Here is a 16086-nt window from a genome sequence, read left to right as displayed (position 1 = left end):
GGAGCCATACACTGTGGGAATGGTTCGCCTGTGGTTCGCTCTTGGAGTCGTCGTCGTCGTCCTCACCGTCTACGCGCTGGTGGATTGCGCGCTTCTGCAGCGATCCCGGGTTCGCGGGCTACCACGCTGGGTGTGGATGTTCGTGATCGTGCTCATTCCCGTGATCGGGCCGGTGCTGTGGCTGCTGATCGGCCGCGGCCGTGCCAGCACGGGCAAGATCGTGCGATCGTTCGCCCCCGACGACGACATCGACTTCCTCAAGGGTCTGGACCGGGCCACGTCCGACCAGGAACGACTCCGTGCCCTCGAGCAGGAGCTTGCCGACCTCGACGCTCCGGATCCCCGGGACCTCGGTGCGGCAGGAACCACCGACACGACAGGAACCTCCGGCACGACCGGTCAGGGCGGTAAGGGCAGTCAGGCCGGCCAGAAAGGCCAAGCCGGGTTCGAGCCGAAAAAATCCGAGCCGGGCGAAGGCGATCTGCCTGGCCGGCGGGATGCCTGACATCGCGTCGAGCGGTAGCCCGGCCACAGACTTCAGCTTCTCTCTCCTGGGTGAATTCGTGCGTCTGGGCGTGCGCGACCTGGTTCTCAGCCCGGGCGCCCGGTCGCAGGCCCTCGCCCTGGCCGCCGCCGAACTGGAGCGGATCGGGCTGATCCGGCTGCACGTGCGCCTCGACGAGCGCGGCGCGGGCTTCCTCGCTCTCGGCCTAGCCGTCGAGGCCGGCCGGCCGGCGCTGGTCGTCTGCACCTCGGGCACGGCCGTGGCGAACCTCCACCCCGCGGTGCTCGAGGCGCACCACTCGGGGGTGCCCATGATCCTGCTGACGGCCGACCGGCCAAGCGAGTTGCGCGGCATCCGTTCGAACCAGACCACCGTGCAGCCCGGCCTGTTCGGTGTGGCGACGCGCCTGTGCGTGGATGCGCCCGCACCGGAGGGTGCGGCCGGCGAGCACGCCGACGCCATTGCCCTGGCCCGACGCGCGACGGATGCCGCCACCGGCGCCACCTCGCTCGATCCGGGCCCGGTGCAGCTCAACCTGGCGTTCCGGGAGCCGCTGTCGGCGCCGGTGGCGCTGACTCCCGAAGCGATCTCCGGCCCGGTCGGACTCGCCGAGTCGGCCGCGGTGCTCGCCGCGCCCGTCGTGGACGCTTCCCCGACCGAACCGGTCTTCCCGGTCACGGGCGGACCGCGTACCGTGGTCATCGCCGGCACGGGCGCCGGCCCCGAGGCCGAGGAATTCGCGCGTACCGGCGGCTGGCCGCTGCTGGCCGAGGTGTGCAGCGGCGCCCGGTTCGGCCCGAACCTCGTCTCCGCCTACCGCGAGTTGCTGCTGGCCTCCGACCTCGGCGGGCGGGTCGAGCGCGCTGTCGTGTTCGGTCACCCGACGCTCAGCCGTGAGGTGCCGGCCATGATCGTCCGCGAGGGTGTGGAGACCATTGTGGTGGCTCCCACCGGCACCGAATGGTTCAACCCCGGACACCGGGTGCGCGTATTCGCCCGCGCCGCCACCCCAGACGCCGTGGCCATCGCAGCGGCCGGCAGCCCCGAGGGGCGGGAATGGCTGGGCCGCTGGGTGATGTCCAGCCGGCACCTGTTGGCCGCGGGAGCCGCCCGCGAATCGATCCCGATCGGTGATCGCGGAATCACCCGCGAAGAGCTGGCCGCCATGCGCGCGCCGGTCACCCGGCCCATGCTCGTGGACGCCGTCTGGCGCGCCTCCTGGCCGCACGACCGTCTCGTTTTCGGTGCCTCCCGGTTGGTGCGGGTGGCCGACCGCCGCGTTCCCGGCAAGAAGATCTCCGTGCACTCCAACCGCGGCCTGGCCGGCATCGACGGCACGGTCGCCACGGCCGTCGGCATCGCCCTGGCCAGCCAGACCGGTCCGACGCCGCAGTCCACCGGGGTCACCCGCCTGGTGGTCGGCGACCTCACCCTGCTGCACGATGTCGGGTCGCTCTTGCTCACCCCGGGGGAGGCGCTGCCGCGGCTCCAGATCATCGTCGGCAACGACGGCGGCGGCACCATTTTCGACGGTCTGGAGGTGGCGGCATCCGCCCGCGCCGACGCGATCAACCGGGTTCTCTTCACCCCGCAGCAGGCCGACGTCGCCAACCTCGCCGCCGCCTACGGCTGGTCATACGGTCTGGCGGCCACCCGGAGCGACCTCGAGCGCGCGCTGACCGCGCCGCACGCGGGGCCGAGCATCCTCGAGGTTCCGCTGGTTCGCTAGGTTTGCCGGGGCGTCTGCGGGACACTGATCCTGTAACGAAGGGTGCACCGTGGCTGGACGTAGCGAGCAGGAATTCTGGGCCGGGGAACCGGGGGCGTTGCTGCGGGTGACGCCGGGGTTCCGGCTCGCGGGCGTGGACCCCGCCTCGACGCCCGGCTTCGACGGGGTGGAGAAGGACAGCGCGGATGAAGCGCTGGCCTCCGGGGCCGGCGTGCTGTCGGACCTGCAGGAGATGCTCTTCGCGAACAGTCGGTCCGGCGACCCGCGCCGCGTGCTCCTCGTGCTGCAGGCCATGGACACGGCCGGCAAAGGCGGCATCGTGCGCCACGTCGTCGGCGCTGTCGACCCCCAGGGCATCCGTCTGTACGCGTTCAAGGCGCCCACGGAGGTGGAACGGTCCCACGACTTCCTCTGGCGGGTGCGCAAACGGCTGCCCGACGCCGGCTTGATCGGGGTCTTCGACCGTTCACACTATGAGGATGTGCTGGTCGGCCGCGTACGCGCGCTGGCCCCGGCGGCGGAGATCGAGGAGCGCTACGGCCTGATCACCCGGTTCGAGCAGGAACTCGTCGACGCCGGCACGACGATCGTCAAGGTCATGTTGCACATCGGCTCCGACGACCAGAAGGAGCGCCTGGCCGAGCGGCTGGAACGCGCGGACAAGCACTGGAAGTACAACCCGGGCGACATCGAGGAACGCATGCAATGGGCCGCCTACCAGGAGGCGTACCAGCTCGCCCTCGAACGCACGTCGACCGTTGCCGCGCCCTGGTTCGTAGTGCCGGCCGAGAAGAAGTGGTACGCCCGCCTGGCCGTGCAGCACCTGTTGATCGACGCCCTGCAGCGTCTCGACCTGACCTGGCCGTCCGCGACCTTCGACGTCGAGGTCGAGAAGGCCCGCCTCGCCGCGACCTGAGTGTGTTCGTTCGGTCGAGAGTGGCCCGCGGAGCGGGCACTCTCGCCCGGAGCGGGGATCCTCGCTGCGCGGAGTCTGCGGAGGCTTCTCAGCCGAAGGCCTCCACGACGGGGCGGAACTTCATGCGGGTTTCGGCGAGCTCGCGCTCCGGCTCGGAGTCCAGCACGATGCCGCAGCCAGCGTAGGCCGTGACGCTGCCGGCGGGGCTGACCTGGGCGCAGCGCAGGGCGATTGCCCACTCGCCGTCGCCGTCGGCGCCGACCCAGCCGACCGGGCCCGCGTAACGGCCCCGGTCAAACGGCTCGAGTTCGCGGATCAGGGCGAGCGCCGTCCCGGTGGGCGTGCCGGCGACCGCGGCCGTCGGGTGCATGGCGGCGATCAGGTCGAGCGAGTTCGATCCGTCGCTCAGGGTGCCCTCGACATCCGTTGCCAGGTGCCAGAGGTTCGGCAGCTTCACGGTGAACGGGATCTCGCTGGTGATGAGGTGAGAGGTGTGCGGGCGGAGCGAGGCCAGCACGCTCTGCACCGCGAAGGCGTGTTCGTCGCCGTCCTTGGCGGAGGTGGCCAGCTGGAGGGCTGCCTCCAGGTCGGAGGCGGCATCCGCGCCCCGCGACATCGTGCCGGCGAGCACGCGGGCGTTGACCTCCCCGTGGTCGGCGCGGATGAGGGTCTCCGGGCTGGAGCCGACGAGGCCGTCGACCGCGTAGGTCCAGCAGTCGGGGTAGCCCAGCGCCAGCTCGCTGACGGCGCGGCGCAGGTCGGATTCCGCCGGCAGCCGCCCGACCAGGTCGCGGGCCAGCACGACCTTGTTGAGGTCTCCGGAGGCGATGCGGGACACGGCTTCGCCGACCGCGTCGCGGTACCCGGCGGGCGGCAGCGCGCCCGGCAGCAGGGAGATGCGGTATTCGGTGCCGAGAGGACGGCGAGCCAGGGGAATCTCCGGCGGCGTGGTGCCGGTCGGCCAGATGCGCGTCACCCAGCATCGGCCGTTGTCGCGCCCGATGACGACCTGCGGCACGATCAGCACGCTGGTCTGGGCCGAGGAGGCGTCGAAGGCGAAGGCTCCGAAAGCGAGCAGGCCCGTGCCGGTGCTTTCGATCGGGTCGGACACGGTGGCGGCGGCCGCGACGTCGCGCCAGGCGGTGGCGGCATCCGTCAGCCGGGTCGCTCCGGAGAACTCGAGCCGCAGGGCCGTGCCGATGCCGGCCAGACCCTGGTTGCGCCGCATCCAGAGCAGCGGTGCTCGGGTGTCGAGCAGAAGAATCAGTTGGCGGATGTCGGCGATGGGGGTGGTTTCAACCGTTAGAGCCTGAGCATTCACCTGCATAGCCTATGCCAGAGGCTGTGAAGAGCCCGGCGTGTCCGCGGGCAATCTAGACTGTGGGAGTGAGTAGAGCAGACCTCAATAAGCAGCCCGAGCAGGTCGCTGCCATGTTCGATCAGGTCTCCACCCATTATGACCGCACGAATGCCGTTCTCTCGGTAGGGAACGCGGCCCTGTGGCGGATGGCCGCGACCCGCGCCGTGAACCCCCGGCGCGGCGAACGCATCCTCGACATCGCCGCCGGAACGGGCACGTCCAGCGTCGCGCTGACGAAGACGGGCGCGCACGTTGTGGCCGCCGACTTCTCGGAGGGCATGATCGCGGTCGGCCGTTCACGCCACGCGGACAATCCGCAGGTCGAGTTCGTTCAGGCCGATGCCACCGCGCTGCCGTTCGCCGACAACGAGTTCGACGCCGTGACCATCTCGTTCGGCCTGCGCAACGTGGTCGAGCCCAAGAAGGCCCTGGCCGAGTTCTACCGGGTGACCAAGCCTGGGGGGCGCGTCGTGATCTGCGAGTTCTCCACGCCGCCGTTCGCACCGATCCGGCTGGGCTACTTCGCCTACCTCACTCGCGTGATGCCGATGATCGTAAAGCTCGCGTCCTCCAACGCGGAGGCGTACGACTATCTGGGCGAGTCGATCGCGGCCTGGCCGAATCAGCAGACCCTCAGTGCCTGGCTGCGGGAGGCGGGCTTCGACGCCGTCGCCTACCGCAACCTGACCTTGGGTATCGTGGCACTGCATCGCGGCATCAAGCCGACGGATGCGTCAAACGCACCGTCTTGAATCCTCCCAGATCCGATCGTTAGGCTGACAGAGTGAAACCGAGCATGCCCCTGTTCCGTCGCGGCTCATCCGTGACGAGCCAGCTCGGCCTCAGCGATCGCATTTTCTCGACCGCCCAGGACCGTGGCCTCGCCGCGGGCATCGACGGGGGAATCGACCAGGTCGAGGCCAGTCTGCTCGCCGAGGTGACCTTTGCCGACGAGATCGCGAACGTCACCAGCCGCTACCTGCTCAACGCGGGCGGCAAGCGCGTGCGCCCCATGCTGGCGCTACTCACCGCCCACCTCGGCAGCGGCAACCACGCGGACGTCATCACCGCGGCCACCGCGATCGAGATCACCCACCTGGCCTCGCTCTACCACGACGATGTGATGGACGACTCGGACAAACGCCGCGGGGTGCCGAGCGCGCAGACCGTGTGGGGCAACTCGGTGGCGATCCTGACCGGGGATCTGCTCTTCGCCCGCGCCAACCAGCTGATGGCACGGCTGGGCGAACGGGCCATCCGTTTGCAGGCCGACACCTTCGAGCGCCTCGTGCTCGGCCAACTGCACGAGACCGTCGGTGCACAGCCCGGCCAGGACCCCGTGGAGCACTACATCCAGGTGCTCGCCGACAAGACCGGGTCGCTGATCGCGGCGGCCGCCCAGGCGGGCATCATCTTCTCCGACGCCCCCTCCGAGTTCGAAAAGCCGGTGATCGCGTTCGGCGAGAAGATCGGCGTCGCCTTCCAACTCATCGACGATGTGCTTGACCTCTCCCCGCAGCCGGAGGAGACCGGCAAGGTGCCCGGCACCGACCTGCGCGCCGGGGTGGCCACCCTCCCGCTGCTGCGCCTGCGCGAGCGCGCCCCGCACGACGACGACGCCGCCGCCCTGCTCGAACGCCTCGAACGCGACGTGATGGCCAGCAACGGCGTCGCGACCGCTGCGGCGGACTCCGCGATCACCGCGCTGCGCGAGCACGACGTGACCGGGCAGACCCTCGCCGAGGCGCACGGCTGGGCGCATGACGCGGTCGAAGCCCTCGCCCCGCTGCCGGACGGCTCGGTCAAGAAGGCCCTCACCCGTTTCGCCGACACGATCGTTGAACGATCCAGTTAGACGATCAAGCTAGAAAGGCTTCCATGACCAAGTTGCGATTGGCCATTGTCGGCGCGGGACCTGCGGGTATCTACGCCGCCGACATCTTGCTCAAGGCGGAACGGAACTTCGAGGTTTCGATCGACCTGTTCGACCACCTGCCGGCACCCTATGGACTTGTGCGCTACGGCGTCGCCCCGGACCACCCCCGGATCAAGGGCATCATCACGGCCCTGCGCGATGTGCTCGACCGCGGCGACATCCGCGTCTTCGGCAACGTGCGGTTCGGTATCGACATCACCCTCGACGATCTGAAGAAGCACTACAACGCCGTCATCTTCGCGACCGGGGCCGTGCGCGACGCCGACCTGGACATCCCGGGCATCGACCTGGACGGGTCCTACGGGGCCGCCCGGTTCGTGAGCTGGTTCGACGGGCACCCCGACGTGCCGCGCTCCTGGCCGCTGGAGGACCAGGAGGTTGCCGTCATCGGCAACGGCAACGTGGCGCTCGACGTCGCACGTATGCTCGCCAAGCACGCCGACGACCTGCTGAGCACCGAGATTCCGACGAACGTCTACGAGGGACTCAAGGCATCGCCGGTGACGGATGTGCACGTGTTCGGCCGCCGTGGACCGACCTCCGTGAAGTTCACCCCGCTGGAGCTGCGGGAACTCGGCGACCTGCCCGATGTGGACATCGTCCTCTACGACGAGGACTTCAACTACGACGATGCCGCGCGGGACGCCGTGGCCAGCAACAAGCAGGTCTTCGTGATCGACAAGGTTTTGAACAAGTGGCGGGAGCGCCCGGTCGGCACGGCCAGCCGCCGCCTGCACCTGCACTTCTTCGCCAAGCCCGTAGAGATCGTCAACGACGGCGAGGGCCGGGTCGGCGCCATCCGTTACGAACGCACCACCCCCGATGGGCAGGGCGGCGTCGTCGGCACCGGCGAGATCCGCCAGCTCCCGATCCAGGCCGTCTACCGCGCCGTGGGTTACTTCGGGTCGCCGCTGCCGGGCGTTCCCTTCGACAGGAAGCACGGCGTGATCCCCAACCGGGAGGGGCAGGTTCTCTGGAAGGGCGACCCATCGTTCGGATCGAAGAGCGCCAACACGCAGCTGTACGGCGTCTACGCGACCGGGTGGATCAAACGCGGACCGGTCGGGCTGATCGGGCACACGAAGTCCGACGCCATGGAGACCGTGCGGCACCTGATCAACGACCTCGGCAACTGGTGGCGCCCGGAGTCGCCCTCGGAGCAGAGCATCGTGGACCTGCTCGACGAGCGAGGGGTGCAATACACGAACCTCGACGGCTGGCACCGGCTCGATCAGCACGAGCTCGCGCTCGGCTCCGACGAGGGTCGCGTGCGGGTCAAGGTGGTTCCCCGCGACGAGATGGTCACGATTTCCCGCGGCGTGAGGTAGACGCGCGTGGCGCCCTGGCTGTCGATTGTCGCCGGTCTGATCGGCGCCGCACTCGGGGTTTTCCTGACCGGGATTGTCGAACGGATGTTGCGCATCCGCCGCCGCTTCGCCTGGCCGGTGCGTGCCGCGGTGACCGTGTCGACCGGCCTGCTGGTCGCCCTGGTCGTGTGGGAGTTCGGGGTCGGGTGGGAGCTGCCGGCGTATCTGTACCTGGCACTGATTGCCGTGGTGCTCAGCGTCGTCGACATCAACGAGAAGCGTCTGCCGAACGCGTTGGTCTACCCCTCGCTGATCGTGCTACCGATACTGTTGACGCTCGCGGCGGCGGCATCCGGGGCCTGGCAGGCCCTGCTCGGGGCCTTCCTTGGCGGTGCCGCGCTGTTCGCGTTCTATCTCGTGCTCGCCCTGATCTCGCCCGGCGGCATTGGCATGGGCGACGTGAAGCTGGCCGCCGTGATCGGCCTTGCGCTCGGCTACCTGGGCTGGACCCCGTTTCTCGTCGGTGCTTTCGGCGCCTTCCTGATCGGCGGCCTGGTCTCGTTGGTTGCCCTGACGCTTCGCCGGGTGACCCTGCGGGGCTCCATCCCGTTCGGGCCGTCCATGCTCGCCGGGGCCTTCCTGGGCGTGCTGTTTGCCTGAATTTTCCCCCCCGGCGGGGGCCAGGACGTTCGCTGAAACGGGGCTACGGTGACGCTGTCACCGACCCTACGGCGAGTTCGCTTCACCCGAGGAGTACCTGTGTACCCGAATCTTCCTGCCCGCGGCGCGCCCGGAGACACCTCCCGCGCGGTTCCCTGAGCCACTCGAACTGACCGGCCCGAACCCGAATGACGGCCTCGCTCGCGACAAGCCCACGTCGCGGGTCATTGTCACGCCGCTTTCGGATTTCATCTAGCGCTCATTCAGCTACCCCTAAGACAGGGACCCCCCCTTTTGGGGCGTAGTGAGGTTTTCTCGACGAACGTAGCTTGTGGTCATTCGCTCGGCCGACCTGGCCGGCCCACACAGAACGGAAAACCCGAGATGAAGTTCTACACCAAAATTCAGGCCCTCATGAACAGCCTGCGCACCGACGAAGAGGGCGCCACCGCAGTGGAGTACGGCCTCATGGTCTCGCTCATCGCCGTCGTCATCATCGGCGCTGTCGGCGCAATCGGCCTCGCCCTGACGGGGATGTTCAATGGCGTTGCGGTCGACCTCGGCGGCACCCCCGGCTAACCGACGCGTGCCCGGCGGAACATGATCCGCCAGAACCCCGTGCGCCGGCGGTGGCTTGCCAAAACGAGCCGCCGCCGCCCGCACTCACCCCCGACTTTCACCCGCAACGCCAGGCCTACCCGAAGGGGCCACCAAATGATGCGTTTCCTCCATCGACGAGGCGAACGCGGCGCTGCCGCCGTGGAGTTCGCGCTCGTGCTGCCCATTCTCCTGCTGCTGGTGCTCGGCCTCATCGAGTTCAGCCGGCTCTACAACATTCAGATTTCGCTGTCCAATGCGGCCCGCGAGGGCGCCAGGAACATGGCGATTCACAACAGTCAGTCGACGGCCAAAACCGCGGCCATCGCCGCCGCCCCGTCAATCAGCCCGAGCATGTCGGGCGGCCAGATCTCGATCACGCCCGCGGCGTGTGCCGCCAACCAGGCCGTCACGGTCACCATCACCTACAGCGTGTCACTTCTGACCGGTTATTTCGGCACCACGCTTCCCCTGACCGGCAAAGGAGTCATGCTATGCGGTGGTTGAATCGTGGGCTCCGTTCCGAGCACGGTGCGAGCGCTGTGATGGTCGGTATCCTGCTCGTGCCTCTGCTGGGGTTCGTGGCGATTGCAGTCGATGTCGGGGCCCTCTACGCGGAGCGCGCACAGCTTCAGAACGGCGCGGATGCCGCCGCCCTCGCCGTCGCCCGCGACTGCCAGGACGGTGTCTGCACCGATCCGGCCGGCGCCGCCGCGCGCTTCACCAACGACAACGCGAATGACGGCGCCGCCAACGTGCTGGCACCGAGCATCAGCATGGCTAGCAAGACCGTGACGGTCTCCGACAGCACCCGCGTCGCCGGCACCAATGCAGGGGCCATCAGTCACCCCTTCGCCCGGTTCATCGGCGTCGACCCTACGACCGTGGGCGCGACCGCCACGGCGCAGTGGGGCGGCCCGGGGTCCGGCCCCGTGCTCGCGCTCGCGCTGTCCTGGTGCGAGTTTCAGGAGTCGTTGGCGGCGTCGGGCAAACATGTGACCATCCGCACCGACACCAACAAGATCTGCAAGCACGCTCCCTCAGAGGAAGTCATCCCCGGGGGATTTGGTTGGCTTGACAACGCCAACGCCTGCGTGGCGATCGTCAACTTGAGTCTCAACCTTGACGCGGCCGGGCAGCTCTGGGTGGGCAGCGACGCCGGCGGGAGTGTGAACACCGACTGCAAGTCGAAGCTGGAAAGCCTCAAGGGCACGACGGTGCTGGTGCCGATCTATGACCGCGTTCGTGGCACGGGAACCAACGCCGAGTATCGCATCTTCGCCTTTGCCGGGTTCACCATCACCGGCTGGAACTTCCCGTCCACCAAGGTCCTCGATCCACTGGCCCCGCTCTGCCCCGCCGCAGCCCCAACAGCTCCCAAGGCTCCCAAGGACCCCAAGGCCCCTAAACCCTGCGATGAAAGCGACAAGAGCAATAACTGGAACGGCATCCAGGGCTACTTCAATAAATGGGTCTCCATCGACGGGGCGTTCGGACTGGGCGGGCCTCAACTCAACGCAACCAGCGTCAACCTAATCAAGTAGGAGCTGCAATGAAAACCCGACTCATTGGCGCGATCCTCGCGATCGTTCTGGCCATCGTTGGCACCGTCGTGCTCACCGGTTACGTGAACAGCGCCGACGCGCGAGCAGCCGACGGCGCCGAGTTCGTATCGGTCTACCTGGTCGCCGATGAGATCCCAGCCGGCACCGAGGCGAGCGCGATCACCGACCTCATCACCGCGAAGCAGATCCCGGCCCTCGCCGCGGTGCCGGGCCGGGTGACGAAGCTGAGCGACCTGGAGGGCCTGGTGGCGGACACCGCACTGATGCCCGGCGAGCAGCTGCTCGAGTCTCGCTGGGTGACGCCCGCCACGCGGGCGGCCAGCGGAGACGTCGCACTGCCGGAGGGAATGCAGGCGGTCAGCATCGCCCTTCCCGTCGAGCGGGTGGTCGGCGGCACGATCAAGCCGGGCGACACCGTCGGCGTCGTGATTTCCGCCACCATCAAGGGCGCTGACGGCGCCGAAGACACGCCAATCAGCAGGCAGGTCTTCCACAAGGTGCTCGTCACCGCGGTACGCGAGGGAACCAGTACGCCCCCTGCCGACGGAGCGGACGCGGCAGCCGAGGCAGCCGAGACCGTCATGGTCACTCTCGCTCGGCCGACCGCAGATATCCAGAAGTTGGTTTGGGGCAAGGAATTCGGCAGCGTGTGGCTCACCATCGAGCCGAAGACGGCTGATGAGACCGGTTCAGCGGTCGTCGACGGAAGCGTCGTGTTCCAATGAGCCGCCCACGACTGAGCCCCTGGCGTGACGGGGTGCTGGGGTCGGTAGCGCAGACGGCCTCGGCCGTCGGACCCGGCGACGAAGCCCGGGATGGCAGCTCGGGCGAGATCGGGCTAGCGGATGTCACCGCACTCGACGACCGGTCGGCAGCCGATGAGCAGGAACCGTCCACCCTCGAACCCCCCACCCTCGATCCGCCCACGACCGAGGAGACTCCGGAGCCGGAGGTCATCCCGCGCCAGACCATCGCGGTGGTGGCCGCCAAGGGCGGTGTCGGCAAGACGACGATCGCGACCAACCTGGCCGTCGGCCTCGCCAAGCTGGCCCCGCTGTCGGTGGTGCTCGTCGATGCCGATGTGCAGTTCGGGGACGTGGCCATGGCCCTGTCGCTGACACCCGGACGCTTCCTGCCGGATGCCGTCACCGCCGTCGCGGCCAACGACGCCATGGTGCTCAAGGCCTACCTCACCCCGCATCCGGACGGCTACTACGTCGTGTGCGGCGCGGAGTCGCCGGCCGACGGGGACCGGGTCACCGGCGAGCAGCTCGGTCACCTGATTCGCCAACTCGCCGGGATCTTTCGGTTCGTGATCATCGACACGGCGCCCGGCCTGGGTGAACACGCGTTGGCCGCCCTCGAGGCTGCCACAGACGCCGTATTCCTCTGCGATATGTCCGTGCCGGGTGCACGCGGCCTGCGCAAGGAGCTCGCCGTTCTCGCCACCATCGGCATCATGCCGCCGGCCCGTCATGTCGTGTTGAACTTCGCCGACCGGGTGAGCGGGCTGAGCGTGAAGGACGTCGAGGCAACGATCGGTGTGCCGGTGGACGTCGCCGTTCCCCGATCGAGCCTGGTGACGCTGTCCACGAATCGTGGCATTCCGCTGCTCCAGAACGGAAAGAAAAATCCAGCGTCGGCTGCCCTCACGGACTTGGTGCGCCGATTCGACCCCAGCGCGTCACTCAAACGCGGTCGCTTGCATCGAAGGGTGGTTGTCGCATGAAACTGACCGACCGAGTGGAGGCGGCACGCCGCGATGGTCCACTGCACAAGCTCGACAAGAAGACCGGCAACGGCAACCTCTCTGCATCGAGGGCGGTGACGGACGTTGCCCTTCAACCCTCCACCGAGGCCACAGCTGCACCGGAGGCAGAGGCTCCCGCTCCGGAACCCGCACCCATCCCGGCGCCGCCGCTTGACCCACTGGCAGAACTCAAGGAACGGGCGGCACAGGAACTCTTCGGTCGAATCGGCACGCGCCTGAACGATCCTAATTTGAGTGAGGAACAGCTGCACTCGTATGCCAGGGCCGAACTCGGCAGCATCGTCGCGGCCGAACAGGTTCCGCTCAGTCCGGAGGAGCGCACCCGGCTGATCGCCGAGATCGGTGCCGACGTGCTCGGTTACGGCCCGCTGGAGGCACTGCTCGCCGACGTCGGCGTGACCGAGATCATGGTCAACGGCCACGAGCAGATCTTCGTCGAGCGTGACGGTCGCCTCAGCCGCAGCGCTGCCCGCTTCACCAGCGAGGCCCAGCTGCGCCGGGTGATCGAGCGCATCGTGTCGAAGGTCGGGCGCCGCATCGACGAGTCGTCGCCGCTGGTGGACGCGCGCCTCGCCGACGGCTCGCGGGTGAACGCGATCATCCCGCCGCTCGCAGTCGACGGCTCCTCGCTCACGATCCGCAAGTTCGCGCGCGAACCTTTCACCGTGAACGACCTGGTCGGCTTCGGCACGCTGAGCGCCGAAATGGCCCAGGTGCTGGATGCCTGCGTGAAGGCCAAACTCAACATCATCGTCTCCGGCGGCACCGGAACCGGGAAGACGACGCTGCTCAACGTGCTCTCCGCCTATATCCCCTCCAATGAGCGCATCATCACCATCGAGGACGCGGTGGAGCTTCAGCTGCAGCAGGACCATGTGATCCGGCTGGAATCCCGGCCGGCCAACATCGAGGGTAAAGGCGAGATCACCATCCGTGACCTCGTGCGCAACTCCCTCCGGATGCGGCCGGACCGAATCGTGATCGGCGAGTGCCGCGGTGGCGAGAGCCTGGACATGCTGCAGGCGATGAACACCGGGCACGAGGGATCGATCTCGACCGTTCACTCGAACTCGCCGCGCGACGCGATCGCCCGGCTCGAAACCCTCGTGCTGATGGCCGGAATGGACCTGCCGCTGCGCGCCATCCGAGAGCAGATCTCGTCGGCGATCGATGTGATCATCCAGATCACCAGACTCAAGGACGGCACCCGTCGGGTCACGCACGTGACGGAGGTCCAGGGCATGGAGGGTGACATCGTCACCCTGCAGGACGCCTTCGTCTTCGACTACAGTGCCGGCGTCGACGAGGCCGGACGCCTGCTCGGCCACGCGGTGGCGACCGGCGTGCGGCCCCGGTTCGCCGACAAATTCCGGGACCTCGGAATTCCGTTGTCCCCGAGCGTGTTCCAGGCCAACCTCGTCACCCGGAGCCAGAGATGAATGAGCTGGCCCTCTACGGAGGAATCGCCGCCGCGCTGATCGCCCTGTTCGTGATCGTCTTCCTGGTGATCGCACCACCACGGCCCCGGGTGCCGCTGGAACGCCGTCGAGCGCCGGGCGCGGTGGACACGTCGACCCTCACCCGGGTGACCGACCGCACGGTCGAGGCCATCGAGGGGGCGATCCTTCGTCGCGGCCGCGCGCCGTTCACCGCGGAGGAACTGGAACAGGCCAGCATCCGGATGCAGCCGTCCGGCTTCGTGCTCATGGTGCTCTCGACGTCGACCGTGCTGGCCCTGACCGGCCTGCTCTTGGGAAACGGCACCTTCTGGGCGATACCGCTCCTGGCGACCTTCGCGGCGCTCGGCCCGATCGGCGCGAAGGCGTTTCTTCACGTGCGTGCGGGGCAGCGTCGCGCAAAGTTCGCGGAACAGCTCGACGAAACCCTTGCGCTTCTGGCCGGCGGCCTGCGGGCCGGTCACAGCCTGCTGCGGGCGGTGGACGCGGCCTCCCAGGAGACGCCGTCGCCGTCGGCGGACGAGTTGGCTCGGGTCGTGAATGAGACTCGCATCGGCCGGGACCTCGGTGATGCTCTCGACAACACCGCCACCCGGATGCGGAGCGAGGACTTCCAGTGGGTGGCGCAGGCGATCGCCGTCAACCGTGAGGTCGGCGGCAACCTGTCCGAGGTGCTCGACCGGGTGGGCCACACCATCCGGGAACGCAACGAGATCCGTCGCCAGGTGAAGTCGCTCGCCGCCGAGGGAAAGATGTCAGCCTGGGTGCTAATCCTCTTGCCGATCGGGGTGTTCACGTTTCTGCTGCTGACGCAGCCGAACTACTTCGCCGGCTTCTTCGGCAGCATCTGGGGCATCGCCGCCCTGGTCGTCGCCGCCATCCTGCTCGTCGCCGGCTCATTGTGGATGATGGCCGTCGTCAAGGTCAAGTTCTAGGAGAATCCAGTGCCTTCACTCATCGCAATGCTTGCCTCGCTGGCCGTTGCCGGCGGATTCGCGGTCCTGGTCGGCATCCTCGTCGGCGGTCGCGCTGGCAAGCCGATCACCGACCTCGGGGATGCAGGTCTAAACCTCGTCGGGACGACCGCAACGCGCGTCAGACGGGGTCGAACGATGCGCGAACTAGCTCCCCGAGGGTACCTCGCGATGCTCGACCGCAGGCTGGCGCTCGCCGGTCGGCCCCCGGCCTGGACCATCGACAAGATCCTCATCGCCAAGCCGCTCGCGGGCACCGCCGGTGCGCTCCTGGCGCTCCTGTGGATCAGCGGGGACCCGGTCCCGACGCGATTCGTGCTCGGTGCGCTCCTTGTGGTTCTGTGCTTCTTCGTGCCCGACCTTCTCCTGATCAGCCGCGGGCAGGAGCGACAAGAGAAGATCCAGAACGCCCTGGCCGACACCCTTGACCAGATGACGATCGCCGTGGAGGCCGGCCTCGGCTTCGAGGCCGCCATGGCCAAGGCGGCGACGAACGGCAAGGGGCCGCTCGCGGAGGAATTCATCCGCACCCTGCAGGACATGAGCATCGGCCGCACCCGAACGCACGCCTATCAGGCGCTCGGCGACCGCACCTCGTCATCGGACCTGCGCCGGTTCACCCGGTCGGTCATCCAGGCCGACACCTACGGCATCGCGATCGCGGACGTGCTCCGGGTGCAGGCCGGGGAAATGCGCCTGCGCCGCCGTCAGCGCGCCGAAGAGAAGGCGATGAAGATCCCGGTCAAGGTGCTCTTCCCACTCATCTTCTGCATTCTGCCGGTGCTGTTCATCGTGCTACTCACCCCAGCCGTGCTGAGCATGATCGAAGCGTTCTCCTGAACCTCGCCGGAGCCGAACGCGCCCCTAACGAATTCGACGGAGATTCTGCTGTAAAAACACGCTTTGAGGCACTTCCGCGGCGAAATCNCAATATGGCGGACTTTGCTCGGTGTCGACAAGACAGTGGTCGAGGACGTTGATCTCGACCTCGTAGCGGGCGTTTTTGTTGCGTCGGTGCGACTGACCAGGTCGATGCGGAACCGGTGCGGGAGCTGCCAGAAACGCTGCCCGCGCTACGACGAGGGGGCGGGGCGCCGCCGGTGGCGGGGATTGGATTTCGGCTCGACCCGGGTCTTTCTGGAGGCGGATGCCCCGCGGGTGTCGTGCCGGGAGCACGGTGTGATCGTGGCTGCGGTGCCATGGGCCAGGCACCAGGCCGGCCACACGCATCACTTTGACTCTCAGGTCGCGTGGCTGGCCACGCAGACGTCTAAGGCCGCGGTCACCGTGTTGATGCGCATCGCGTGGC

Annotated in this window: 17 protein-coding genes; 16 read left to right on the top strand and 1 reads right to left on the bottom strand. The window is 68.1% G+C overall.

The genetic code is table 11. From position 1 onward, the window contains the following. Positions 1–19 precede the first annotated feature (19 nt). The 3 genes from E3O47_RS12680 to E3O47_RS12670 are packed head-to-tail and all read left to right on the top strand — an operon-like array spanning position 20 to position 3150. Positions 20–505 (top strand): PLD nuclease N-terminal domain-containing protein, encoded by a 486-nt coding sequence (locus tag E3O47_RS12680; RefSeq protein ID WP_134420768.1) that lies wholly within the window; start codon positions 20–22, stop codon positions 503–505. After that, positions 498–2234 (top strand): 2-succinyl-5-enolpyruvyl-6-hydroxy-3-cyclohexene-1-carboxylic-acid synthase, encoded by a 1737-nt coding sequence (menD, locus tag E3O47_RS12675; RefSeq protein ID WP_104100701.1) that lies wholly within the window; start codon positions 498–500, stop codon positions 2232–2234. The genes E3O47_RS12680 and menD overlap by 8 nt, the downstream gene beginning before the upstream one ends. Before the next feature lie 49 nt (positions 2235–2283). Further along, positions 2284–3150: a PPK2 family polyphosphate kinase gene (locus tag E3O47_RS12670; protein ID WP_104100702.1), complete on the top strand. Its 867-nt coding sequence runs from the start codon at positions 2284–2286 to the stop codon at positions 3148–3150. 88 nt (positions 3151–3238) lie between these two features. Here E3O47_RS12670 and E3O47_RS12665 read toward each other — a convergent pair whose 3' ends face one another. Further along, on the bottom strand, positions 3239–4471 hold the full coding sequence (locus E3O47_RS12665) for an isochorismate synthase (protein ID WP_233191371.1): 1233 nt from the start codon (positions 4469–4471) through the stop codon (positions 3239–3241). Between the two features lie 65 nt (positions 4472–4536). Between E3O47_RS12665 and ubiE the strand changes: the two genes are divergently transcribed. From ubiE to E3O47_RS12600, 13 genes are all read left to right on the top strand, one after another. Then, complete coding sequence (gene ubiE, locus E3O47_RS12660; protein WP_104100704.1) at positions 4537–5262, top strand: bifunctional demethylmenaquinone methyltransferase/2-methoxy-6-polyprenyl-1,4-benzoquinol methylase UbiE; 726 nt, start codon at positions 4537–4539, stop codon at positions 5260–5262. Between the two features lie 44 nt (positions 5263–5306). Beyond that, positions 5307–6365, top strand: a complete 1059-nt coding sequence (locus E3O47_RS12655) for a polyprenyl synthetase family protein (RefSeq protein WP_134401040.1) — start codon at positions 5307–5309, stop codon at positions 6363–6365. A 23-nt stretch (positions 6366–6388) separates the two neighbouring features. After that, entirely contained in the window at positions 6389–7774 is a 1386-nt protein-coding gene (locus E3O47_RS12650; protein ID WP_134401005.1) for an FAD-dependent oxidoreductase, read from the top strand. A gap of 6 nt (positions 7775–7780) precedes the next feature. Continuing rightward, the gene (locus tag E3O47_RS12645; RefSeq protein ID WP_241972953.1) at positions 7781–8413 is read left to right on the top strand and encodes an A24 family peptidase; all 633 of its coding nucleotides are present in this window, start codon (positions 7781–7783) and stop codon (positions 8411–8413) included. A 384-nt stretch (positions 8414–8797) separates the two neighbouring features. After that, entirely contained in the window at positions 8798–8992 is a 195-nt protein-coding gene (locus E3O47_RS12640; protein WP_104100708.1) for a Flp family type IVb pilin, read from the top strand. Positions 8993–9172: 180 nt separating this feature from the next. Further along, on the top strand, positions 9173–9517 hold the full coding sequence (locus E3O47_RS12635; protein ID WP_241972954.1) for a TadE/TadG family type IV pilus assembly protein: 345 nt from the start codon (positions 9173–9175) through the stop codon (positions 9515–9517). Then, complete coding sequence (locus E3O47_RS12630) at positions 9505–10554, top strand: TadE/TadG family type IV pilus assembly protein (RefSeq protein ID WP_134415040.1); 1050 nt, start codon at positions 9505–9507, stop codon at positions 10552–10554. Before E3O47_RS12635 ends, E3O47_RS12630 begins: the two co-directional genes overlap by 13 nt. Positions 10555–10562: 8 nt before the next feature. Beyond that, on the top strand, positions 10563–11300 hold the full coding sequence (cpaB, locus tag E3O47_RS12625) for a Flp pilus assembly protein CpaB (protein ID WP_166784696.1): 738 nt from the start codon (positions 10563–10565) through the stop codon (positions 11298–11300). Further along, positions 11297–12304, top strand: a complete 1008-nt coding sequence (locus E3O47_RS12620; RefSeq protein ID WP_104100710.1) for an AAA family ATPase — start codon at positions 11297–11299, stop codon at positions 12302–12304. Before cpaB ends, E3O47_RS12620 begins: the two co-directional genes overlap by 4 nt. Next, positions 12301–13785 (top strand): CpaF family protein, encoded by a 1485-nt coding sequence (locus E3O47_RS12615; protein WP_134420766.1) that lies wholly within the window; start codon positions 12301–12303, stop codon positions 13783–13785. The genes E3O47_RS12620 and E3O47_RS12615 overlap by 4 nt, the downstream gene beginning before the upstream one ends. Next, positions 13782–14738, top strand: a complete 957-nt coding sequence (locus E3O47_RS12610) for a type II secretion system F family protein (protein ID WP_241972955.1) — start codon at positions 13782–13784, stop codon at positions 14736–14738. The genes E3O47_RS12615 and E3O47_RS12610 overlap by 4 nt, the downstream gene beginning before the upstream one ends. A 9-nt stretch (positions 14739–14747) precedes the next feature. Next, positions 14748–15617: a type II secretion system F family protein gene (locus E3O47_RS12605; RefSeq protein WP_241986201.1), complete on the top strand. Its 870-nt coding sequence runs from the start codon at positions 14748–14750 to the stop codon at positions 15615–15617. An 84-nt stretch (positions 15618–15701) separates the two neighbouring features. Next, the coding region (locus tag E3O47_RS12600) for a transposase family protein (protein WP_241986202.1) at positions 15702–16086 on the top strand (385 nt) is incomplete at its 3' end.

It is taken from the genome of Cryobacterium sp. TMT2-17-1 (assembly GCF_004402765.1).
Classification (GTDB): Bacteria; Actinomycetota; Actinomycetes; order Actinomycetales; family Microbacteriaceae; genus Cryobacterium; species Cryobacterium sandaracinum.
The sequence above is the reverse complement of the archived record's forward strand: the minus strand, read 5'-3'. Positions and strand labels throughout refer to the sequence as shown.